The 22,340-nt window shown below is 69.9% G+C and carries 19 protein-coding genes; 6 read left to right on the top strand and 13 right to left on the bottom strand.

What is annotated here, in order from left to right:
• Positions 1-117 precede the first annotated feature (117 nt).
• Positions 118-264 (bottom strand): MFS transporter small subunit, encoded by a 147-nt coding sequence (locus AB0E24_RS38500; RefSeq protein ID WP_359384251.1) that lies wholly within the window; start codon positions 262-264, stop codon positions 118-120.
• Positions 265-268: 4 nt separating this feature from the next.
• Positions 269-1,657, bottom strand: coding sequence for an L-lactate MFS transporter (locus AB0E24_RS38495; RefSeq protein WP_359384249.1), 1,389 nt, complete (start codon positions 1,655-1,657; stop codon positions 269-271).
• 537 nt (positions 1,658-2,194) lie between these two features.
• Here AB0E24_RS38495 and AB0E24_RS38490 point away from each other — a divergent pair.
• Positions 2,195-2,590, top strand: coding sequence for a DUF485 domain-containing protein (locus AB0E24_RS38490; RefSeq protein ID WP_359384248.1), 396 nt, complete (start codon positions 2,195-2,197; stop codon positions 2,588-2,590).
• Entirely contained in the window at positions 2,587-4,182 is a 1,596-nt protein-coding gene (locus AB0E24_RS38485; RefSeq protein WP_079259762.1) for a monocarboxylic acid transporter, read from the top strand. Before AB0E24_RS38490 ends, AB0E24_RS38485 begins: the two co-directional genes overlap by 4 nt.
• Before the next feature lie 40 nt (positions 4,183-4,222).
• Here the strand turns inward: AB0E24_RS38485 and AB0E24_RS38480 are convergent, their stop codons facing one another.
• The 10 genes from AB0E24_RS38480 to AB0E24_RS38435 form a co-directional block, all read right to left on the bottom strand.
• Positions 4,223-4,762, bottom strand: a complete 540-nt coding sequence (locus tag AB0E24_RS38480; RefSeq protein ID WP_102936721.1) for a hypothetical protein — start codon at positions 4,760-4,762, stop codon at positions 4,223-4,225.
• Complete coding sequence (locus tag AB0E24_RS38475) at positions 4,746-5,237, bottom strand: RNA polymerase sigma factor (protein ID WP_069867421.1); 492 nt, start codon at positions 5,235-5,237, stop codon at positions 4,746-4,748. The genes AB0E24_RS38480 and AB0E24_RS38475 overlap by 17 nt, the downstream gene beginning before the upstream one ends.
• 85 nt (positions 5,238-5,322) lie before the next feature.
• Positions 5,323-5,937, bottom strand: coding sequence for a class F sortase (locus tag AB0E24_RS38470; RefSeq protein WP_069867422.1), 615 nt, complete (start codon positions 5,935-5,937; stop codon positions 5,323-5,325).
• Positions 5,934-6,311 carry a Tat pathway signal sequence domain protein gene (locus AB0E24_RS38465; RefSeq protein ID WP_079259760.1) on the bottom strand — a complete coding sequence of 126 codons (378 nt, stop codon included), beginning with the start codon at positions 6,309-6,311 and terminating at the stop codon, positions 5,934-5,936. The genes AB0E24_RS38470 and AB0E24_RS38465 overlap by 4 nt, the downstream gene beginning before the upstream one ends.
• Positions 6,312-6,498: 187 nt before the next feature.
• The gene (katG, locus tag AB0E24_RS38460; protein ID WP_359384245.1) at positions 6,499-8,712 is read right to left on the bottom strand and encodes a catalase/peroxidase HPI; all 2,214 of its coding nucleotides are present in this window, start codon (positions 8,710-8,712) and stop codon (positions 6,499-6,501) included.
• A gap of 33 nt (positions 8,713-8,745) precedes the next feature.
• Positions 8,746-9,186, bottom strand: a complete 441-nt coding sequence (locus AB0E24_RS38455; protein WP_069867425.1) for a Fur family transcriptional regulator — start codon at positions 9,184-9,186, stop codon at positions 8,746-8,748.
• A gap of 113 nt (positions 9,187-9,299) precedes the next feature.
• Positions 9,300-10,361 (bottom strand): NlpC/P60 family protein, encoded by a 1,062-nt coding sequence (locus AB0E24_RS38450; protein WP_069867426.1) that lies wholly within the window; start codon positions 10,359-10,361, stop codon positions 9,300-9,302.
• Between the two features lie 21 nt (positions 10,362-10,382).
• Positions 10,383-10,865, bottom strand: coding sequence for a poly-gamma-glutamate biosynthesis protein PgsC/CapC (locus tag AB0E24_RS38445; protein ID WP_079259757.1), 483 nt, complete (start codon positions 10,863-10,865; stop codon positions 10,383-10,385).
• Positions 10,862-12,421, bottom strand: a complete 1,560-nt coding sequence (gene pgsB / locus AB0E24_RS38440) for a poly-gamma-glutamate synthase PgsB (protein ID WP_359384243.1) — start codon at positions 12,419-12,421, stop codon at positions 10,862-10,864. The genes AB0E24_RS38445 and pgsB overlap by 4 nt, the downstream gene beginning before the upstream one ends.
• 9 nt (positions 12,422-12,430) lie before the next feature.
• The gene (locus tag AB0E24_RS38435) at positions 12,431-14,602 is read right to left on the bottom strand and encodes a HAMP domain-containing protein (RefSeq protein WP_069867429.1); all 2,172 of its coding nucleotides are present in this window, start codon (positions 14,600-14,602) and stop codon (positions 12,431-12,433) included.
• A 326-nt stretch (positions 14,603-14,928) separates the two neighbouring features.
• Here AB0E24_RS38435 and AB0E24_RS38430 point away from each other — a divergent pair, with 326 nt between their 5' ends.
• Positions 14,929-15,873, top strand: a complete 945-nt coding sequence (locus AB0E24_RS38430; RefSeq protein ID WP_359384242.1) for a hypothetical protein — start codon at positions 14,929-14,931, stop codon at positions 15,871-15,873.
• 13 nt (positions 15,874-15,886) lie between these two features.
• On the opposite strand, the gene AB0E24_RS38425 is transcribed toward AB0E24_RS38430, so the two are convergent.
• Positions 15,887-18,226, bottom strand: coding sequence for a molybdopterin-binding protein (locus tag AB0E24_RS38425; protein WP_359384240.1), 2,340 nt, complete (start codon positions 18,224-18,226; stop codon positions 15,887-15,889).
• Between the two features lie 246 nt (positions 18,227-18,472).
• Between AB0E24_RS38425 and AB0E24_RS38420 the strand changes: the two genes are divergently transcribed.
• Genes AB0E24_RS38420 through AB0E24_RS38410 form a run of 3 tightly spaced genes read left to right on the top strand, consistent with a single transcriptional unit; the run spans position 18,473 to position 22,096 of the window.
• The gene (locus AB0E24_RS38420) at positions 18,473-19,714 is read left to right on the top strand and encodes a hypothetical protein (RefSeq protein ID WP_232564845.1); all 1,242 of its coding nucleotides are present in this window, start codon (positions 18,473-18,475) and stop codon (positions 19,712-19,714) included.
• Positions 19,711-21,318 carry a vWA domain-containing protein gene (locus AB0E24_RS38415; protein WP_359384238.1) on the top strand — a complete coding sequence of 536 codons (1,608 nt, stop codon included), beginning with the start codon at positions 19,711-19,713 and terminating at the stop codon, positions 21,316-21,318. Before AB0E24_RS38420 ends, AB0E24_RS38415 begins: the two co-directional genes overlap by 4 nt.
• Positions 21,308-22,096 (top strand): hypothetical protein, encoded by a 789-nt coding sequence (locus AB0E24_RS38410; protein ID WP_359384236.1) that lies wholly within the window; start codon positions 21,308-21,310, stop codon positions 22,094-22,096. Before AB0E24_RS38415 ends, AB0E24_RS38410 begins: the two co-directional genes overlap by 11 nt.
• The last annotated feature ends 244 nt before the right edge of the window (positions 22,097-22,340 follow it).

Genomic DNA, 22,340 nt, shown 5'->3' with positions numbered 1-22,340 from the left:
TGCCCACTGGGATGTATCACGATGCCGTTTCTCCTGGGATTTCCCCGGACGGGGAAAGTCGAACGCCCGGCAGGCGCCCCGGCACATCGCTGCGGCGATGCGCCGACGCGCCTGCCTTTACTCGAACAACTTGCTGCTTTTCTCGGCGAGTTGATAGAGGCCGTATAGAAACGGCACAGCCACCCGCAGCCATGCCACGGCCATGACGACGGGAGAACCACCCGCCTCGGCCGTGTTCGACGATGGACTGTCTGCGTCGGCCACCGGTCTACCGCCTCTCTGCCGGAATGGGATCGGGGGTCTTCTCTTGGGACACCGGCTCCTCGCGGGCCGCCGGCTCCGGTTCATGGAACTTCGGATTCACCGGGCGCACCAGCTCGTTCGCGATGAAGCCGATGATGAGCAGCCCCATCATGAGGGAGAACGAGAAGGTGTAGAGGGACGGGCCGGTGCGCCCGTCCCGCTGCGCGGCATCCGCGATGGAATCGACGATGAGCGGTCCGGCGACTCCGGCGATCGACCACGCGGTCAGCAGCCGGCCGTGGATCGCGCCGACCTGGTAGGTGCCGAACAGATCCTTGAGGTAGGCCGGCACGGTGGCGAATCCACCGCCGTAGAACGACAGGATCGCCATGGTCGAGGCGACGAACAGCGCGGTGCTGCTGTCCTTTTCGAGCATGAGGGTGAGGTAGAGCAGGGCGCCGGCGCCGAGGTACAGACGGTAGATGTTCTTCCGGCCGACCACGTCGGAGACCGAGGACCATACGAAGCGACCGGCCATATTGGCCAGGGACAGCAGCGCGACGAACCCGGTGGCGGCGCTCGCGCTCACCGGACTCGCCGTGTCGTGGAAGAAGTCCTGGATCATCGGGGCGGCCTTCTCCAGGACCCCGATACCAGCAGTAACGTTCATGCACAGGACGACCCAGAGCAACCAGAACTGCGGTGTCCGCACCGCGTTCCTGGCCGATACGTTCGCGGTGGTGACGAGCCTCTTCCCCGTGTCGTCACGGGGCGTCCAGCCGGCCGGCCGCCAGCCCTCGGGCGGCACCCGCACCAGCACCACGCCCAGCGACATGAACACGGCGTAGGCCAGGCCGTGCACCAGGAACGTCCGGGCGATGCCACTGGTGTCACCGCCGAACGCCTCGAGCATCTCCGTCGACCAGGGAGAGGCGATCAGCGCGCCACCGCCGAAGCCCATGATGGCCGTACCGGTGGCCATGCCCGGCCGGTCCGGGAACCACTTCATCAAGGTGGACACCGGCGCGATGTACCCGATACCGAGGCCGACTCCGCCGATACCGCCGTACCCGAGAACGACCAGCCAGTAATTGCGCGTCGCGACGCCGAGCGCGGCGACCAGGAAGCCGGAGGAGAAGGTCACCAGCGACACGAACATGGCCCAGCGCGGCCCTTTTCTCTCGACCAGCGTTCCACCGAACGCGGCGGAGAGCCCCAGCACCAGAATGCCGATCTGGAAGGGGAGGGCACTGGCCGTTCCCGAGATGTCTAGGGAATCTTCCAGGGGTATCTTAAAGACGCTCCAGGCGTAGGCCTGACCGATGGAGAAGTGGATCGCAAGCGCCGCCGGCGGAATCAGCCAACGATTCCAGCCCGCCCCTGCGATGATGCGCGAGCGATCGAGGAAACCCACAGATCAACCTACCTCCGGCTTCTCGGGAGCACCCCCGCAGACTGCTTTCCTGGACCTATCCAAACATGCCGGGGGAGGGCGTGGCGAGGGCGGAGCTGTCGTCATATGCCAATGGCAGACTCGCTGCACAGCGGCATACTCAACCGCACTCACACTCGCGCACGATGGGCCGTCCTACCCGGGGTGAGGTTCTACCAGTGGCGACAGTTGGGACACAACGCCGCGCCCCGAAACGTCCTCAAGGCGCAACCCTGAGCGGGCGCCGCCAACCTGACACCACGTCAAAATGGACAACACGGGAAGGAGAGACAAAGTATTGGTTCAGCGACCAGTCCCGCCATATTCGAGAGGGCACCGAAGCCGCACGCACAGGGTGACATGCCGCCACGTGCGCCGCTGACGAGCCGTGCGGGCGTTGACTGCATCCGGCGCCTTACTACACTTGCCGCGTCAGGGGCCCGCCGGTTGCCCCTCCCCTGCCGCCCGAGCGCGGGCGCCCCGAACCGACGTTCTCGTCAGAAAAACCCCGGAGAAACCATGAATAAATCGGTGCGACCACCCGCTTCCTTGCCATCAGAGCGGGCCACCGGAACGGGGTTCGCCGAGTACGCCGACGACACGGGCGAGCCCGACTTCGAGGCGATTCAGCAGAGCCCGGAGTTCAAACTTCTCCGCAAGCGGCTGCTCTGGTTCATCTTCCCCATGAGCACCTTCTTCTTGTGCTGGTACATGACCTTCGTTCTCTTCTCGGCCTATGACCACGACTTCATGAGCCGCAAGCTGTTCGGAGCGGTCAACACCGGCACCGTTTTCGGCCTGCTCCAATTCATATCGACGATCACGATCGTCCTCACATACCGGCGCTTCGCGCGCAAGAAACTTGATCCACAGGTGGACACGATCCACGAGCTGGCGGGGGTCGGCAAGGAATGACAGTGCAGATCGCAGCCCGCACGACCGGCAGCCCGATCATCAACCTGAGCGTATTCTTCGCTTTTGTCGTCATCACGCTGTTCGTCGTCTACAAGGCCACCAACCGGAATTCGACCACATCCGACTATTACGCCGCGGGCAGCGCCTTCACCGGCGTCCAGAACGGCATCGCCCTGTCCGGCGACTTCCTCTCCGCGGCTTCCTTCCTCGGCATCTCGGGAGCGATCGCCGTCCACGGCTACGACGGGTTCCTCTACTCCGTGGGATGGCTGGTGGCCTGGCTGGTCGCCCTTCTGCTGGTCGGCGAGCGGCTGCGCAACACCGGACGGTTCACGGTCGGCGATGTGATGGCCTTCCGTATGAAGCAGCGACCGGTGCGCGCCGCGGCGGCCAACTCCACACTGGTCATCACGTTCTTCTACATGCTCGCCCAAATGGCCGGCGCGGGCGGGCTTATCGCCCTGCTGCTCAATGTGCACAGCAAGAGCGGGCAGGCCCTCATCATCACCGGCGTCGGCCTCGTGATGGTCTTCTACGTCCTGGTGGGCGGCATGAAGGGCACCACCTGGGTGCAGATCATCAAAGCGGGCCTGCTGCTGATCTGCGTGACCTTCATGAGCGTGTTCCTCCTGGGCAAGTTCGGGTTCAGCTTCTCGGCGATCCTCGACCAGGCGGCGCAGAACAGCCCGCTGGGCGGGGATCTGCTCAACCCCGGTGGCTGGTACGGCGAGAACGCGATGGACCAGCTCGACTTCGTCTCGCTGGCCCTGTCGCTGGTCCTCGGCATCTCCAGCCTGCCGCATGTGCTGATGCGCTTCTACACCGTGCCCGACGCCAAGGAGGCCCGGCGTTCGGTGGTCTGGTGCTCATGGTCGATGTTCATCTTCTATCTGTCGATCCTGATCGTCGGATACGGCGCCACCGCCCTGGTCGGTTCGGACCGGATCGAGAGCGCCCCGGGCGGCGAGAATTCCGCGGCCCCGCTGCTCGCCTTCGAGATCGGCGGCGCGATGCTGCTGGGCATCGTCTCCGCGGTGGCCTTCGCGACGATCCTGGCGGTCGTGGCCGGGCTGACCCTGGCCGCCTCGGCGTCGTTCGCCCATGACGTGTACGCCAATGTGATCCGGCGCGGCAAGGCCGACCCGCGGTCGGAGATCCGGGTGGCGCGTCTGACGGCGCTGGTGATCGGTTTCCTGGCCATCCTCGGCGGCATCGTCACCAACGGCCAGAACGTGGCCTTCCTGGTGTCACTGGCCCTGGCGCTCGCGGCGTCCGCCAATCTGCCGACGATTCTCTACACGCTGTTCTGGAAGCGTTTCAACACGACCGGGACGCTGTGGAGCATCTATGGCGGTCTGGTGTCCGGCCTGGTGCTCATCATCTTCTCACCGGCCATCTCGGGCAGTCCCACGTCGGTCATCAAGGGCGTGGACTTCCACTGGTTCCCCCTCACCAACCCCGGCCTGGTGTCGATTCCGCTCTCCTTCCTCTGCGGATTCCTCGGCACGATCTTCAGCAAGGAGCCCGCGGATCCCAAGAAGCAGGCGGAGATGGAAGTACGGTCGCTGACCGGCATCGGTTCGCAGGCGTAGCGGGACGGACCGGCCGTAAGGGGCCCCGCCGGGGGCCGCCTTACGGCCGACGCGTCTTTTCGGGGGCGGGGACGCCGTCCCCGCGGCGCTCCGACGGCACGGCCCGCGCCGGGGAGCTCGGGGCCGTCGACCGTTCGCGGGTGGGGGCCGTCGCGCCGTCCTCGGGGCGGGCGGTCTGGCGGGGCCCGCGGGTGCGGCGCTGCCCTGGGGACTCGGAGGGCGCCGACGGGCTGGGCGACACCGATGGACCGGTGGGTGCCGACGGGAGCCGGGGCGCCGTAGGCCCGGTCGTGGGCGGGGCCAGCGGGACCGTCGGGCGCGCGGGTGTCTCGGGTGCCGTCATGCGCAGCGGCAGCGCGATGAGCGCCGCCACGGCGCAGGAGACGCCGACCCCGGCCGCGGTGCGCAGCAGCTTGCGCCGGGCCGCGGCGCGGCGGATCGCCTCGTACCGGCCGGGGGGCGGGCCGAGGTGGTCGGAGGTGGGCCGCAGGATCACCGCGAGGGGGTCCTCGGGCGAGGGCTCCAGCCCGTCGTGCTCCGGGCCGTCGTGCTCCGGGCCGTCGTCAAATCGTGGAGTCAAGGCTTCTCCTCAGGTGGACGCGGAGCAGTTCCCGGGCCGCGTGGAGATCGGCCTTGACGGTTCCTTCCTTGCGCCCGGTCAGTACGGACACCTCCCGGATCGGCATATCAGCGTAGTAGTGCAGCAGGATCGGAACGCGCAGCCGTTCCGGCAGCGACTGCACGAGCAGGCGCACCGAGGGGTCGGACTGTTCGGCATGGGGGCGGATGGCGGCTTCCGAGGTGGCGCGGCGCATGGCCCTGCGCTCGCGCTCCACCTTGCGCCAGTGGTCCCGGACGAGGTTGGCCGCGGTGACGTAGAGGAAGCCACGGGGCTCCTCCACGGCCGTCCAGCGGGCCCAGAGCCGGGTGAACGCCTCGGAGGCGATCTCGTGCGCCGTCTCGTCGTCGTCGACGAGACGGCGGCACCAGCCGGCGAGGCGCGGGTAGAGGGCGGCGAACAGCTCGGACGCCGCCCTGTCACGGGACCGTTTCAACGCGCTCCATGGTCGTGATGGCACTCGGAGGAAAGGATCCCGGGCCGCCGTCGATGGTTCCGCGGGCCCGGGATCCAGCGGTGGGTCAGGGGCCGGCGGAGGTCAGCGCGGCGAAGACGATCACGTTGTCGAGGTAGCCGTCGCCGGAGCGGGGGCCGCCACAGGTGATCAGCCGCAGCTCCGGACGGTCCACGTCACCGTAGACGTCGTCCGCCGGGAAGTCCGCCTTGGCCACCGTCCGTACGGCGGTGACGGCGAACTCCGCCGCCGTGCCGTTCTCCAGGCGCGCCACGACCCGGTCGCTCCGGCGCAGCCCCGTCAGATGACGGAAGACCCCGTCGCCGAAGGAGCCGACCGTGACATGGCCGAGGATGACCGCCGGGCCGACCTGCCCCGGTGTCGGCGAGTGCCGGTACCAGCCCGCGCGGTCGTGCGCGGTGACCGGGGGCACCTGCACCCGTCCGTCCGGTGCCAGCCCCAGCCGGATGACCGGCGTGTCGACGCCGATGGCCGGGATCAGCAGCCTGACCGGGACCGAACGCCCCAGGGGACGCGCCGCCTTCGCAGGGGAGGGCGAGGACGGTGGCCTCCCCCCGGTGGGCGATGCGGTCGTGGTCCGCCCGGCGGGGTGGCCGCCGCAGCCGGCCAGCAGCGAGGCCGCCGCCGCGGCGGTGAAGGCGCGCCTGGAGAACGGGGTCATGCCCCGGTCGCCCGGCGGCGGCGGACGACGAGGACCGCCGCACCGCCCGCGGCGAGCACCGCGGCGGCGCCCCCGCCGATCAGCGCGCCCTCGGACCCGGACCCGGATCCGGCGGACGTGGCGGTCACTCCGGTGTCCGGCGCGCCCTCCGGCACGACGGCGACCTGGCCGCGGTCCCGCTTCTGGGCCGGTTCCTCCCTCGGGACCGGGACGGCCCTGGCCGGTCCGCGGGTCGGTTCCGCGCGCGGCGCCGGGGTGGCTTCGGCGGCGGGGGCGCTGGGGACCGGGGACGCCTCGTCGGCGAACGCGGGCGCGGTGCTCGCCAGTACGGCGGTGCACGCGAGGGTCATCGCGCTGAGAACAGTGCGGCGCATGGAATCGCTCTCTTTCGTCGGTCCGCCCGGTGGTCGGCGGGCTGAATTACGGATCGAGCGGAGAGACGAGGCAGCGCCGCGGCGCGTTGTAAAGAGATGGCAAAGCGTGTCCGCGGGCCCGGTGGGGCCCGGAACGGCGTCCAGGCCGGTCCTCGCGGACCGGCCTGGACGGTGTGTTCGGTACGGATCAGACGAGGTCGAACCGGTCGAGGTTCATGACCTTGACCCACGCCGCGACGAAGTCGTTCACGAACTTCTCCTTGGCGTCGTCGCTCGCGTAGACCTCCGCGAGGGCGCGCAGTTCGGAGTTGGAGCCGAAGACGAGGTCGGCACGGGTGCCGGTCCACTTGACCTCGCCCGAGGAGTCACGGCCCTCGAACGTGTTCTGGTCCTCGGAAGTGGACTTCCAGGTCGTGTCCAGGTCGAGCAGGTTGACGAAGAAGTCGTTGGTCAGCCTGCCCGGGGTCTCGGTGAGGACACCGTGCTTCGAACCGTTGTGGTTGGCGCCCAGCACGCGCAGGCCACCGACCAGGACGGTCGTCTCGGGGGCGCTGAGGGTGAGCAGGTTGGCCCGGTCCAGCAGCAGGTACTCGGCCGGCAGCCGGTTGCCCTTGCCGAGGTAGTTGCGGAACCCGTCGTACGTCGGCTCCAGCGCGGCGAACGACTCGGCGTCGGTGTGCTCCTCGGTCGCATCCACACGCCCGGGGGAGAAGGCCACCTCGACGTCGAAGCCGGCGTCCTTGGCGGCCTTCTCCACGGCGGCGGAGCCACCGAGGACGATCAGGTCGGCCAGGGAGACCTTCTTGGCGCCGGAGTTGAACTCGCCCTGGATGCCCTCGAGGGTCCGCAGGACCTGCGCGAGCTCGTCGGGGTTGTTGACCTCCCAGCCGCGCTGCGGCTCCAGGCGGATCCGGGCGCCGCTGGCGCCACCGCGCTTGTCGCTGCCGCGGAAGGTGGCGGCCGAGGCCCATGCGGCGCCGACCAGCTGCGAGACGCTCAGACCGGAGTCGAGGATCTTGGCCTTGAGCGCCGTGACATCGGCGGCGTCGACGGCCTCGCCCTCGGCCTGGGGCAGCGGGTCCTGCCACAGCAGGGTCTCCTCCGGGACCTCCGGGCCCAGGTACAGCGACTTCGGACCCATGTCGCGGTGGGTCAGCTTGTACCAGGCGCGGGCGAAGGCGTCCGCGAACTCCTCCGGGTTCTCGTAGAACCGGCGGGAGATCGGCTCGTAGATCGGGTCGAAGCGCAGCGACAGGTCGGTGGTGAGCATCGTCGGGCGCTGCTTCTTGTCCGCGTCGAAGGCGTGCGGAACGATCTCCGGGGCGTCCTTGGCCACCCACTGGTTGGCACCGGCCGGGCTCTGGGTGAGCTCGTACTCGTACTCGAAGAGGTTCTTGAAGAACCCGTTGCTCCACTGGGTCGGGGTGGTGGTCCAGGTGACCTCGAGGCCACTGGTGATGGCGTCCTTGCCCACACCCGTGCCGTGGCTGCTCTTCCAGCCCAGGCCCAGCTGCTCCATCGGGGCGGCCTCCGGGTCCGGGCCGACGGCGTCCGCGGGGCCGGCGCCGTGGGTCTTGCCGAAGGTGTGGCCACCGGCGATGAGGGCCACGGTCTCCTCGTCGTTCATCGCCATCCGGCGGAACGTCTCACGGATGTCGCGGGCCGCGGCGATCGGGTCCGGGTTGCCGTTGGGGCCCTCCGGGTTGACGTAGATCAGGCCCATCTGGACCGCGCCGAGCGGGTTCTCCAGCTCGCGGTCGCCGGTGTAGCGCTGGTCGTCGAGCCAGATGGTCTCCGGACCCCAGTAGACGTCCTCCTCGGCCTCCCAGACGTCCTCACGGCCACCGCCGAAGCCGAAGGTCGTAAAGCCCATCTGCTCCAGGGCGACATTGCCGGTGAGGACCATCAGGTCGGCCCAGGAGATGCTCTGGCCGTACTTCTTCTTGACCGGCCACAGCAGCCGGCGGGCCTTGTCCAGGCTGGCGTTGTCCGGCCAGCTGTTGAGCGGGGCGAAACGCTGCTGACCGGCACCGGCGCCGCCGCGGCCGTCGCTGATGCGGTAGGTGCCGGCGCTGTGCCAGGCCATACGGATCATCAGCGGGCCGTAGTTGCCGAAGTCGGCGGGCCACCAGTCCTGCGAGGTGGTCAGCACCTCGGCGATGTCCTGCTTGACCGCCGCGAGGTCGAGCGCCTTGAACGCCTCGGCGTAGTCGAACCCCTCATTGAGCGGGTTCGCCACGGCGGGATTCTTGGCAAGGATCTTCAGATTGAGCCGATCCGGCCACCACTGACGGTTGCCGCCCCCCTGAGTCGGATGCGGAGCGCGGCCATGCGCGACCGGGCAGCCCCCCGCCTCCCCCGTCTTCGCGTCTACAACGATTGCCTCATGGTTCTCGGACATGGGAATCCTTCCAAGCTGGGCGGATCATGGTGCTCAGGAACTCGTGGTGGCGGTGGAACAGTCGGGGCACAGGCCCCAGTAGATGACCTCGGCCTCGTCGACGGAGAAGCCGCGGTCATCGGACGCGGTGAGACAGGGCGCCTCACCGGCGGCGCAGTCGACATCGGCGACGGCACCACACGACCTGCACACGAGGTGGTGGTGGTTGTCCCCGACGCGTCCCTCGAACCGGACGGGGTGGCCGGCCGGTTCGATGCGGCGTACGAGCCCCGCGGCGGTCAGCGCGTGGAGGGCCTCGTACACGGCCTGGAGGGAGATATGGCCGACGCGATCGCGTACCCCGGAGGCGATCGCCTCGACGCCGAGGTGATCACCGCCCCGGACGGTTTCGAGCAGCGCGACACGGGCGGCCGTCACCCGCAGGCCGACACCGCGCAGCTCCTCGGCAGTGGTCGGAGTCTGGGATGCGGTCATGGCGCCGAACCTACCCGCATAAACACGAACGCTACAAGGAAACGAGCCGTTAAAGTCTAACGCCACGCGGAAAACTTTTGCCCGGATTCAGTCCGATTTTTCCACTAGGCGCCTCAGAGGCGCTTGGCGCTGCGGAAGAGCCCCGCGTAGAAGCCGTTGCCGTCGATCCGGGAGACACCGCCGTTGTCACCGATGGTGGGGCCGTTCTGCTCCTTGCGGCTGGAGACGAACACCCGGTGGCCGTCGGTGTCCAGCCCCAGGTACAGGGCGACATGGTCCATATGGTTGCCCGTGCGGTGGTCCATCTTGAAGAACAGCAGGTCGCCCGGTTGGAGAACGTCGATCTTGGTGGGCCGGGTGTACCAGGGGTCCGGGCCCTGGATCTTGATGATGTCGACGCCGACCTTGGAACGGGCCATGCCGTCGGCGGTGCGCGGCAGGCCGTCGCCGAGGGCGTTGCTGGCCATCAGGGGGTAGCGGGCACGGTAGCCGAAGACCATGCGGATGAATCCGGAGCAGTCCAGCGCCCGGTAGCGCTCCTTGCGTGCGGCCATTGTGGTGCCGTCGCGGAAGGTGTAGGAGATGCCGAGGTAGTCGAAGAAGTCGTTCTGCTCCAGCCGGTCCACGCCGTCCGGTTTGAACGGTCCGAAGACCGCGTCCCCCGCGTACGGGATGCCCTGGGCGTCCTTCTTGACCGGCGCGCCCTGCACATACTGGAAGGCGATCGCGAAGAGGTCCTCCTTCTTGCTGCCGTAGTTCTCCTTGAACCAGTCCTTGAACCACTGCTCCTTCTCGGCGCCCTTGGTCCACGGCTCCGGCATCAGCCGCACCCAGTCCTCGGTGATCACCTTGGACTTGGTGTTGGCGGGCTCGCCGAAGGTGCGGGAGGGGCCGCGCAGGGTGGCGGTGCGGGCGTGGTCGGTGAAGGTGGCGAGGATCTGGCCGTTGTCGCCGCGCAGGATGGTGCGGTCGGGGTTCTTCAGACGCTCCCAGGTCTGCTTGCCGCTCTGCTGGCCGGTGCCGTTCTCCAGATTGGGCTCGTCGATGACGGCCTGTGTGGCGGGCGTCTTGTCCTGCTCGTCCTTCCGCAGCTCCACGGTCAGATAGCCGCTGGCGCCGAGCAGCGCGAGCACGGTGACGGCGTGGAGGACGGGACGTTTCTTCTTGGGTGGCATGCGATCGGCTCCGGTGGTGGGTCAGGCGGACGGCATGACGCCGAGGAGGATTCCGGCGGTGAGGACGACATAGGCCATCAGCGTCACCGAGCCGGTGGACAGCAGGGTGGCCCCCCGGGGCTGGCGGACCAGCTGGTAGGCGATCAGGCCGGGCACGATGAAGCCGAGGGTCTGGTTCGCGTACATCAGCGGGAACTCCAGCGACAGGATGATCATCACCGTCGCCTGGAGCGTCACCCCGAGCAGCACGACCGCGGCGAAGAGCCGCTTGCCGTAGAGGATCACGAACTTCTGCATCAGCAGCGTGCCCACGTAGGTGAGCACCGTCACGCCGACCACCATCGCGGCCCGCTGAAGGTCCTCGACGAGGGTCAGCGCCAGCCAGCCCGGGGTGATCATGCCGCCGGGCGAGAGGTTGGTGGTCAGGTAGCAGACCAGCGAGAAGAGCAGCCCGATCGCGATGCCGATGGCCGCGATCTCGGGGGTGAGGACGGAGGGGATCAACGGTGCTGCTCTCCTGGGTTCTGCCACTGCTGGGAGTCGTCGGCGGGCGGGGCGGGCGGGACGCGCGGCTCGAACAGGCCGCGGGGCTGCGGGGAGTCGGGGGCCGGTACCACCGCGGGCCAGGGGTCCTGGGAGCCCTGGTCGGGTGCCTGCCGCGGGCGCGGCCGCTCGAGGGTGCGCTGCTGCTGGGGCACGTGCACCGGGGGCGCGTACCGGGTCTCGTACGCCTCCGGATAGCCCTGGTAGGGGTCCAGACGGGGCGCGTACAGCTGGACCGTGTCCACGTGCCCGGCATACCCGGCGCGCTCGGCATACCCGGCGTCGCCCTCGTCCGGCGCCGCCGCCACCGGTGCCGCCGGTGTGTCATCGGCGCTGTCGTCGGCCGGCAGCTCGGCGAGGTGCTCCAGGAGGATCTCGCCCTGGCCGTGGATGTTGCCGATGGCGACCAAGGAGGAGTCGGGGCCGAGGCGGCCCAGCAGTTCGGCCATGAACTCCTCGGGGTCTCGGCGGTCGCCGCCCAGGTCGACCGCGCGGCCCCGGTACTCGGCCGGGATGGCGTCGATGGCGGACTTGGCCGGGTGCCCGATGACGAAGACCCGCTCGGGGTCGAGGTCCGGGATGATCTCGCCCATCTGGCCGTTGCGCTCGACGCGGTCGGGCCGGCAGTTGATGACGACGTTGAGCGGGCGGTGGATGGCGCCGAGGTCGAGCAGCTGGTTGATGTTCATCAGCGTCGACTCGGGGTCGTTGGCCGCGAAGACGTTGGCGAACCGCAGCTTCTTGCCGTCCTCGGTGGCGTACCGCTCGACGGAGAGCACACCGGGGTCCGGCGGGGCGTCGTACATGCCCTGGAGTGCGGTCGCGCGGTCGACGCCCACCAGCTCGGCGACGGTGAGCGCGATGGCCACGTTCTCCTTGAAGGTGAACCAGCTGAAGCCGCGCAGCTCCTCGTCGCTGACCGTCGTGGGGTCGGCGTAGATCAACTGGCAGTTCCTGGCGTCCGCCTCCTCCTGGAGGATGTGGAAACGATCCTGCTCGGCGGTGACGCAGATGCCGTTCTCCGGCATGGACCGGCACAGTGAGCGCGCCACGTCGTCGAGCGTGGGGCCCATCTCGGCCAGGTGGTCCTCGCGGACGTTGCACAGCACGCCGATCGTGGAGCGGATCAGCTTGGACTGGTTGATCTCCTGGAGCGCCGGCATGACCGCCATGCACTCGATGACGAGCGCGTCCGGGCCGTAGGCCGCGGCGCGGCGCACGATGCCGATCTGCTCGACGACGTTGGCGATGCCGAACTTGCGGTAGACGGGTTCCTCGGTGGCGTCCGGGTGGATGAAGCGGGCCGCCGTACCGGTGGTCTTGGCCACGGTGGTCAGCCCGCCGCCGCGCAGGGCGCCCGCGCACAGCCGGGTGATGGAGGACTTGCCGCGGATGCCGTTGACCAGGACCCGGGTGGGGATCATGTCGAGGTTGGTCTGGTGCCGCCGCTGTTCGACGATGCCGGCGATCAGCAGGACGGCCTCGCACACCACGAGCACGGTGTAGAGGAAGAGCACGGTGGGGCCTCAGTTCCTTCCGACTCCGGCGGGGGTCCGGCTGCCGCCGTCCCGTTTGCGGGGCTGCTCCTGGAGCTGCTGCCGGATCAGCTCCAGGCTGCGGACCACGGCACCGACCTCGTCATGGTGGCGCGGGAACAGCACGGTCTTGCGGTCGCCGGCGGCGAGCGCCTCGGCCTGTCCGGCCAGCGCGCGCAGCGGTCGTACGACGACGATGTGCAGCCAGCCCAGACAGGCGGCCGCGGCGGTCAGCCCCAGCAGCCCGGCCAGTACGGTCCGGTTCTGGAGGCTGTACTCCGGGATCGCCAGGGCCGAGGCGGGCTGCCAGCTGGCCAGGCTCCACTCGAGTGACTTGGCCGCGCCGCCGCCGCTGAACGGCGCGACGGCCGCGACCCTGACGGTGCCACCGCGCTGGACGGTGGCCTGAGGCTGCTTCGCGGCCAGCATCGAGGTCAGGTACGAGGGCGCCTTCTCGAAGGCGAGGTAGCCGGAGTCGCCGCCGATGACCCGGCCCTTGGCGTCCACGACACGGACCTCGCCCATGCCCTGGCGGCCCAGCAGCGCGTTGACGAACTCGATGCGGAACTCGCCGACCACGGCGGCGCCGCCCCGGCCGGGGGCCCCGGCGGTGGCGGTGACCACGGGCTTCTTACCGCCCTCGCCGGTCACCTCGATGGCCTGCTTCGAGGGGGCCTCGCCGTCCTTGTGGTGCGGACTGTCACCGGCCCTGGCGAGGATCTCGCCGTCGGCGCCCAGGACGTACACCGACTCGTAGCGGTCGTGCTCCTGCATGGTGCGCTCCAGGACCTTCTCCATGTCCTCGGGCGTGGTGCGGTCCCCGATCAGGGCGGCGACGGCGGACAGGTCCGCGTGGCCCTCGTTGAGCGCACGGCGGACCCGGTCGCTGAGGGTGACGGTGCGGGACTTCTGGTCGTGGACGAACTGGGCCGGGACCTTCACGGAGGAGTCGGCGCGGTTGAGCACCAGCATCAGCGGGACCGACCAGACGAGCAGCAGGACGGCGCAGACGGCCACCAGGGCGCGGGCGCCCAGGCCCTTGCGCACGGCGGGGCCCTCGACATCGGCGGGCTCGCCCTGGAGCTGCCGGCGCAGCCGCTCGAGGGCGGCGCCCACGCGGGCGGCCTCGCCGGCCCTCGGCACGCTCACCGGGCGGGCGAGATCGCCGCGGGTGAGGCGGCGGCTCTCCAGGAACAGCCGGATCAGCGGGCGCTGCACGGTGCCCAGCAGCACCAGCACCGCGAGCGCGCCGATGAGCAGCAAGGCTCCGGCCGCGGCCAGACCGAAGGCGGGACGGGTGATCTGGGAGACCTTGGCGGTGACACCGACCTCGGTGACGACGGTCAGGCCGAGGCTGCTGGCGGTGGTCGCCTCACCGGGCCGGGGCGGGGTGAGCGTGGCGTAGCCGCCGACGGTGCGGACGTCCTTGGCGGCGCCCCCGGTGAGGTGGCCGCTGACGCCGGTGTAGCCGCCCGCGCCGGGCTCCTTGGCCTTGATGGGGTGCTGGCGGCCCTTGCGCGCGGCGGTCTTGGCGAAGGCGGCGAGCTGCTTCTTGGCCGCCTCGCTGTCCAGGGCGCCGTGGCTGGACAGCAGCCGGCCGGTGGAGTCGACGACGCCGATGGCGCGGCCCGGACCGAGGTCGACGCCGGGGAAGCTGAGGGTGCTGGAGGCGACGAGCAGCTGCTGCGGCTGGCCCTTCCAGGACAGCAGGGCGAGGATGATCAGCCGGGTCTGGCCGTTCTCCAGGCGCACCATGCGCGGGGCCAGCCCGTCGTCGCGGGAGAGCTTGGCGAGTTCGATCGCGGTCAGCGGGACGTTCTCGCCGCGGGCGGCGAGCATCTTGCCCGACTTGATCTCGATGACGGCGGTGCCCCGCCACTTCTGGTAGACCTGTCCGACCTTGTCGAGGACGGTGTCGGCGGCGACCGGCCGGCCCTCGTTGAAGAGGGTCGCGGTGCCGGTGAGATCGGTGACCGACTCGTCCAGCGACGCCCGCAGCGCGATGGCGCCGTCTTCGGCGACGTACTGCTGCGAGGTCAGGACCGCCTTGGGGACCAGGGCGTTGTCCGGTTTGCCCAGGGTGAGGGCGGTGATTCCCGCGAGGGAGAGAAGCAGAACCGACAGTACGGCTATAGGGGGTCGAATACCCCCCAAGAGCGACATGTCGGCCCTTCGGCGGACCTTGTGCCGCCGCTTCGAACGCGAAGCGGCCACGAACGTGCTCCTCTCATGCAACTCACACCACAGAGCGCACTCGAGTGCGATCCGGACCGTCAGACCGTCAGACGGATCAAAGGGTTGCACATCTTAAAGAAAAAACGAGAAAACCTGTTTGGTCCTGACCAAGGCTGGGCAAACGGCGGTCTTGCATTCTTTGCCGGGCGTTCACCCAGAGGTCATTCTTCGCCCGTCTCATCCAGATATGCCCCTATAAAGAAGGCGGTTACGATGAGGCGGTCATGGCGGAGATGCGAAGGAAATCGGTCACCGTGGCAGCAGTCACGGTCGCGTTCGGCCTGCTTCTGGCGGGATTGAGCGCGTACACGATCGGTTGGTCAAGCGGAGGCGACCGTACCGCAGAGCGCGCGGACGCCCCCAAGGTCTCGCTGGAGCGCAGGATCACCGACTTCACCGCCGGATTCGGCCCCGACTCCGGCTACCGCGAGCCACGCCGTGCCGAACGCCGGGCCGTCGCCGACGCGGTGGGCCTGATCCTCGACGGACACCCCGACCGCGCCCGACCGCCGCTCGCCGACGCCGGTTTCCGGCTCCGTACGCTCACCGACAGCGGCACCGGCCGCCGCTACGCCGAACTGTCCGACCGCACCGAGGACACAGACGCCCCACGCGGCTGGGGCCGGGTCTATGTGGACCTCTCCGCGCCCGCCCGCTGGTCGGTCCAGGTGCCGCACCCGGTCTCCGACGAGGACACCGAACGGCTCGGCGCGCGTGTGCTCCTGGGCTCCCCCGGCGGTGTCCTGGTGCTCGCGGGCGCCCACCGCAGGGCCGGGGACGGCGACGCCGCCGACGCCGCCCACCGCACCGACTCCGTCTTCGACGCGGTCTGCGACGAACTCGTCCGGCGCGGGCTGCCCGGCGTCCAGCTCCACGGCTTCGCCGACGACTCCGCGCCGGGCCGGGACGTCGTCGCCTCCACCGGCAAGGGCTCGGCGGGCCGCGCCGACGCCCGCCGCCTCGCGGCCGCCCTGACCGCGCGGCACTTCTCCGTCTGCCGCGCCTGGGTCCGCAACTGCCCCCTGGAAGGCCGCGACAACGTCCAGGGGCGCAGGGCGGCCGCAGGGCATGTGACGTTCCTGCATGTCGAGTTCGCCCGGTCGGTGCGCACGAGCGACACCCGGATCCGGCGCGCGGCGACGGCCGTCGGCACGGTGACCGCGCGCTGGGCGAAGGACGCCCCGGCAACGGGTCCGTGACCCCGGACAGGCCCTAACCCCGGTCCGCGGCCACGGTGAACGCGGCCTTCACCGTCTGCGTCACGGCGTTGCCGTCCGCGTCGGTCCCGGTGACGCGCAGCGACGCGTCCCGGCCCGCCGCGGCGTCCGGAGTGGTCCAGTCCGCGCGGAACCGGCCCTCGCCGAGCGCGGTGACCGACGCCTCGGTCCACCGCTCGCCACCGTCGAAGGACACCTCGACCGCCGCCTCGGTGACCGCGGGCGGGGCCACTACGCCCGGCACATGCCCGAAGCCGACGACGAGGTGGGCGTCACCGGCCGGGCTGGTGCCGTCCGGCGCGGTGTCCAGCTGGTAGCGCGGCACCACGACGGGCAGCGCCGAGCACTGTGCGGGCCCGTCGTACTCGCCCGCCTCGGACACACACGTCCAGTTGTCCGGCACGGTCCGGCCGCCCGAGTGGCCCGAGGCGAAGGTCCACTCGGTGTGGGTGGTCAGCGACTGGCGGAAGTCGTCGTTCGTCCTGGTCTGGTCGTACACCACGGTGTACGGGGCTTTGTCAGGCGGCACGGTCAGGGCGCCGCCGGAGACGCCGTCGCCCTCGTACAGGGTCGTGTCACCGGAGACCACCGCGAAGTGCGAGGAGGTGATGTCGGACGGGAGCGCGAGGACGTGGTGGCCGGCGGAGTCCAGGACCGTGGTCAGGGAGAAGGTGAGGGCATCGCCCTTGCGGCACGCCGCGCAGTACCACGTCTCATCGGCGGCGGCGCCCCCGGCGGGCTCGGTGAAGCCGGGGACCAGCGGACCGCGCAGCCAGTCGGCGGAAGTGGTCCGGCCGGGCCGAGGGGTCTGCTCCTGGGACACGAAGCGCCGCTCCCCCGCCTTGAGCCAGTCCTGGTAAGAGGCGCCTGCGGAGCCGCCGACGTACTCGATCCGCCGTGCCGGTGCCTTGAAGGGCTCGGACAGCGCCTCGCCGCTGCTCTCGTACGGCAGGTACATCAGGCGCGCCACCTCTTGGGCGCGGCCCGGCGTATCGCTGTGGTAGTCGGTCCGCACCGTGGTCAGTTGGCGTCCGGTGACCGTGTAGTGCTGGTTCTTCGCGATGGTGCCCGCGGGGTTGGCCAGTTTGAGGTCGTAGGAGTAGGGCGTGGCCGCGTCCGCGGGCGCCTTGCGGTGGGTGTAGACGTTGAAGCGCAGATCGCCGGTGGTGACGGGCCGGCCGGAGGGCTGTACGTAGACGGGCGCGCCGCCGGAGACGCCCACACCGCCGTTGACCGCCACCGCGCCCCTGGTGTCCTGGCGCAGGTAGTGGAGGATCAGCTGGTGCTCCTCGGCCGGCCTCGGGGTCGAGAAGGTGATCCGCTCGGTCGCCTTGCGCAGGTCGAGCACGACATCGGTGGCGGTGGCGGCGTCGGTTCGGCTGTCGGTTCCGCCGTGGGTTCCGCCGTGGGTCCCGCTGTGGGTTCCGCCGACGGGGACGGTGAACTCGGCGGTGGCCATCCGTACACCGGTCGGCTCCCCGGCGCTGTCGAAGGTTCCGGCGGAGACCATGGCGGTGTAGTGGCCCGCGGGCACCTCGGCACGCGCCTCGCCGTCGACGGCCTGGAGGGACGGCTCCTGGTAGCGGGCCGCGTCGTCGACGTTGGCCAGGGCGAGCGATGTGGTGCCCGGGAGGGGTTTGCCGTCCGTACCGAGCACGGTGACCTTCACCGTGTGGTCAGCCCGCGCCGCCGGGCGCGGGGCGGCCCGCTCACCGGATGTGGCGACCGCCGGTGTTACGGAGGTGACGCCGCCGAACAGCGGGCCGCCGCCGACGGAGCCCTCCGCCGCCTCGGCGCCGACCTGCTTCGCCAGCGCCGCGCCGAAGGCGGGGCCCGAGGGCGGTGCCGTGACGCCTCCGGTGGCCTCGATCCGCACCGGGGTGGTGGTCACTCCGGCCTCGGCGAGGGCGGAGACGTTGAACAGCGCGGGGTCCAGGGTGCGGCCGAGGTAGGGCAGCGCGGTCATCGGAATGACGAAGACATCGTTGTCCAACCGCCGGGTGACATAGTCCGCCTCGGCTCCCGGCCGCGGCGCCACCACAACGCTCCCGTCCGCGTGGAGCGTGACGCGCTCGCCGGTGACCAGGGTGACGGTGTGGGCCGTCGCATCGGGGGCGGCCGTGCCGTGGACCGTCGTGCCGGGGGCCGCCGTGCCGTGGACGGCGGCCGCGGACGTGGCGGGGCGCTCCATCGGCGCGGGGGCGGCCAGGGCGCCCGGAGCCGGGCCCGCCGCCAGCCCGATGACGGCCAGGGCACAGCCGGTCGCGAGGGCGCGGGCGCCGCGTATACCGGCTCTCCGCCGCACTGTGGTCTGTCTGATCGGTCGGTACCGCATGAGGCCGAGGTCCTTCCCTGACGGGGGATCAAGGGTGTACGTCCCACAGGTTCGTCCTCGGAAGAGATCACTTACAGGTACGGACCAAAGCTGGCCGAGAACCGCCGCTCTGCGGCGTCAACCGTGCGCCCGCCCCCGGTAGGGAGCGGCTGCCACGGTGAATTCGGCCGTCCTCCAGGCGGAATTCACTCATCCGCCAAGGGCAACGGAAAGGATCTTTCCCCTTTCCCCAGGCAGGAGGAGCCGGTGACCGCGGAAAGATCCAATGCGGAGGAGCCACGCTTAACCATCCGAGGCCCCTCGCGCCGCCTCTCCCTGCGGAGCCGCGCCCTCCGTTCGCTGCTGACCGCGCTCGCCTTCCCCGTGGCCGGGCTGCTGGCGCTCACCGCGGGGGGCCATCTGCTGCTCCCCTTCGACGGGGTCACCACGCTCGAAGGGAAGATCGCCTCCAAATCGGAGTTCTTCGAGGACGAGAAGGTCCAGCGCATCCTGATGAAACACGGCATCAGGGTGCACATCACCCGCATGGGTTCCCGAGACATCGCCACCACCGGCTTCGACGGTTACGACTTCGCCTTTCCGTCCGGCCAGCCCGCGGCGGACATGATCAAGAATGACCGCAGGGACGACTACGCCAAGTCCCACCAGCCGTTCGTCAGCCCCATCGTCCTCGCCACCTACCGCGAATACGCCGAAACCCTGCGGGACAACGGGCTCGCCACTCCGCGGGAGGGCGTCGGCGCGGACGGGAGGAGCCCGCTCTACTACACGCTCAATATGAAGGGGTTCATCGATCTGAGCGCGCGCGGGCGGAAATGGAGCGATATCGGGATCGAGGAGCACCGGACGCGGAACGGCAACAGGATTCTGGCCCAGACCTCGAATGTCTGCGAGGCGAACCACGCCGGGACATATCTGGGACTGGTCGCCTTCGTCGAGAACGGAAACACCGTCCCGACGGACAACTCGGCGGCGGACCGGGTGGCGGCGAAGATCAAGCCGACGCTCGTCTCGCAGGGGCTCGCCTCCGAGCAGATGTTCAAGACGTACGAGGTGCCAGAGGGAAAGGGCGTCGCCCCGATCGTGGTGGTCTATGAGCACCAGTACTTCGCTTACCAGATCCGGCAGCGGCAGCAGACCGGAAAGCCCGACTCACAGCGGGTGCTGCTCTACCCCTCGACACAGTTCCTGACCGAGCCCGAGTACATCGCGCTCACCCCCAAGGGCGACCGGCTCGGCGAACTGCTCGCCAGTGATGAGCAACTCCAGCGCCGGGCGATGGAACTGGGCTTCCGCGTCCTCGACTCCAGCAACAAGGCGACCAGCACCGAGCTGTACCGGTTCCTGGAGGACCAGGGCATTCCGGCGCCCGCCTCGGCGGCCAACGACACCAAGGCGACGCTGCCGAGCCTGCCGCTGCTGGAACGGATGATCACCTCCGTCGGCGACTGCCCGCCGCCGAAGCAGAGCCCGGAGAGCTCCTCATGAGGCGGCCTTCGCACCACCCGGCTCCGCACCGCCGGGCTCCCCGCCACCTCGTGATCCTCGCGCTCTGTCTGGCCCTGCTCGCCACGGCCACCGCCTGCGGTTCCGGCGACAAGGACACCACCACCCTGCGGGTGCTGGCCAGTTCGGAGCTGAGGGACATGGAGCCGCTCCTGGACGACCTCCGCCGGGACACGGGGGTGGAGCTGGACATGGAGTACAAGGCCACCGTGGACGCCGGGGACGGGCTGACGCCCGGGAACTACCGCCACGACCTCGCCTGGCTCTCCTCCGACCGGTACTTCCAGCTCAGGCTCAAGGAGTCCAAGAGCACCGCCAAACCGCTCGCCACCACGACCATGCTCTCCCCGGTGGTCGTCGGCGTGAAGCCGGACACGGCGAAGGCCCTGCGCACACGGGCCAAGGGCGGGCAGGTGTCCTGGGCGGACATCGCCGACGCCGCGGCGGCGGGCTCGGTGCGCTTCGGCATGGCCGACCCGAAGCACACCAACAGCGGTCTGTCCGCGCTCGTCGGCGTCGCGACCGCCGCGGCCGGGACCGGCAGCGCGCTGCGCGCCGAGGACGTCTCCTGCGACCGGCTGCGCGGTTTCCGCACCGGCCAGAAGCTCACCGCGGACAGCAGCGCGGACCTGCGCGAGCGGTATATCGCCCACCAGGACCGGCTCGACGCCCTGATCACCTATGAATCCGAACTGCTCTCGCTCAACGCCGGCGGCAAGCTCCACCAGAAGCTGGAGATCATCTACCCGAAGGACGGCATGGTGCTGTCCGACTACCCGCTGCTCCTCCTCGACCCGGCCAAGCGCGACGCGTACGACAAGGTGGTGGACTGGCTCAAGAGCCCGTCCACGCAGAAGAAGATCATGGAGCGTACGCTGCGCCGGCCGATCGGCGCGGAGGTGCGCAGGGACCCCCGGCTGCGGGCGGACATCGGCAACGCGCTGTACTTCCCGGACCAGCGGGCGGTGGTGGACCAACTGGTCGAGGACTACGGCGATCCCCGGCTGCCCACCGCCCACCATGTGATCTTCCTGCTGGACTTCTCCACCTCGATGCGGGGCCCGCGAGTGGCCTCGCTGCGCGCGGCGTTCGCCGGACTCAGCGGCGCCGACACCTCCGCCACGGGGAAGTTCGTGCGGTTCTACCAGGGCGAGAGGATCAGCGTGATGCGCTTCGGCGGCAGCGTGCTCGGCGAGCGCGACATCACCGTGGGCGGGCGGAAGGAGCTGGACTCGGTACGGTCCTTCGTCGCGACCGACGACTTCGACGACTCCACCGCCATCTGGTCCGCGCTCGACCACGCCTACCGCAAGGCGTCCGACATCGCGCGCGACCACCCCGGTCAGCCCATTTCCATCGTCCTCATGACGGACGGTGAGAACACCTCCGGTATCACCCGCCAGGAGTTCGAGCGCCGGTACGCGGCACGTGCGGAGGCGGTCCGCGGCGTTCCCACCTTCCCGCTCCGGTTCGGTGAGGCGGACACCGCCGAGCTGACCCGGGCGGCGCGTACGACCGGCGGGCGCATGGTGGACGCGGGCGCCCGCTCCCTCCCCGACGCCTTCAAGGAGATCCGTGGCTGTTGACAACGGAATGTGGTGGAGCGTCTGGTGGCCCTGGATGCTCGTGTGGACCGCGACCGCCGTAAGCCTGATCGCCGTGCTGATCTGGCTGGCGGCCCGGGTGCACCGGTACCGCAGACGCCTCAGACCGGGCCGTGAGAAGCCCACCGAGGGCATATGCCTCTACCTCCACGACCGCGCCATCATGAACCTGTACGAGATGGGCCGTTACGAGAAGGCGCTGGAGCGGGAGGTCCAGCAGCGGATCACGCGCACCGCGGACGGCTCGCTGCGGGCCCGGCTCTTCGGGGTGGGCGTCAGCGGCGGCCGGAACGTCAGCCGCGAGGAAATCAGCATGTACATCGAGAGCGCCAAGCCCATCACGGCCATCGGCCTCATCGTGGACACCCTCGAACGGGCCGATGCCATCGTCCACGGCGACCTCAGGACCGGCAGCATCACCTGGAACCACGCCCTGGCCCGCGCCCTGGACACCGTCGACCGCCCCGGTCCGGGGGGTGCGGACAGCGTCCGGCTGCGCGACATCGAGGACTTCGTCTCCATCAGGGGCCGGTTCCGCAAGGCCGGGCAGACCTCCTCGCGCACCGTCTTCCTCGCCCCGTACGGCGACCCGGAGGACCCGGCCCAGGGGCCACAGGTCCGGGTCGTATGCACCACGGACGGGCTGCGCAACGACGACAGCCATGAGGGCACGTTCCCGGCGCGCTGCCTGGGCAAGGTGCGGGACTGGAACCCGGGGACGAGTGAGCTGACCGTCGAGGCCATCGCGATCTTCAGCTGAGCGTTCAGCTGGAAGTGCCCCGACCTGCCGTCGATCGTCTGCGGCGCCGTCGTGGCCGGCCGCGCCCGCGCGGCGGAGCCGCAGATCGACACGGCCCCGCGCCCCTTCGGGGCGCCACCGAACCACAGCCGACTTCCGCCGATCCGCTTAGGGGTCCTTGCACTATGAGCGCCCGATGAGGTCGCGTGGTCTGGTGCCGTGCATCGCAAGGCGCCGGAGAGCCCTCGTAGCGGAGCTACTAGGG

Source organism: Streptomyces malaysiensis subsp. malaysiensis, from assembly GCF_040653035.1.
GTDB lineage: Bacteria > Actinomycetota > Actinomycetes > Streptomycetales > Streptomycetaceae > Streptomyces > Streptomyces malaysiensis.
This window is presented reverse-complemented; position numbering and strand designations above follow the sequence as displayed.

Coding starts and splice junctions, on each gene's coding strand:
- AB0E24_RS38490 (WP_359384248.1), top strand. CDS start 2,195: ATGAATAAATCGGTGCGACCACCCGCTTCCTTGCCATCAGAGCGGGCC.
- AB0E24_RS38485 (WP_079259762.1), top strand. CDS start 2,587: ATGACAGTGCAGATCGCAGCCCGCACGACCGGCAGCCCGATCATCAAC.
- AB0E24_RS38470 (WP_069867422.1), bottom strand. CDS start 5,937: ATGACCCCGTTCTCCAGGCGCGCCTTCACCGCCGCGGCGGCGGCCTCG.
- AB0E24_RS38465 (WP_079259760.1), bottom strand. CDS start 6,311: ATGCGCCGCACTGTTCTCAGCGCGATGACCCTCGCGTGCACCGCCGTA.
- katG (WP_359384245.1), bottom strand. CDS start 8,712: ATGTCCGAGAACCATGAGGCAATCGTTGTAGACGCGAAGACGGGGGAG.
- AB0E24_RS38455 (WP_069867425.1), bottom strand. CDS start 9,186: ATGACCGCATCCCAGACTCCGACCACTGCCGAGGAGCTGCGCGGTGTC.
- AB0E24_RS38450 (WP_069867426.1), bottom strand. CDS start 10,361: ATGCCACCCAAGAAGAAACGTCCCGTCCTCCACGCCGTCACCGTGCTC.
- AB0E24_RS38435 (WP_069867429.1), bottom strand. CDS start 14,602: ATGTCGCTCTTGGGGGGTATTCGACCCCCTATAGCCGTACTGTCGGTT.
- AB0E24_RS38425 (WP_359384240.1), bottom strand. CDS start 18,226: ATGCGGTACCGACCGATCAGACAGACCACAGTGCGGCGGAGAGCCGGT.
- AB0E24_RS38415 (WP_359384238.1), top strand. CDS start 19,711: ATGAGGCGGCCTTCGCACCACCCGGCTCCGCACCGCCGGGCTCCCCGC.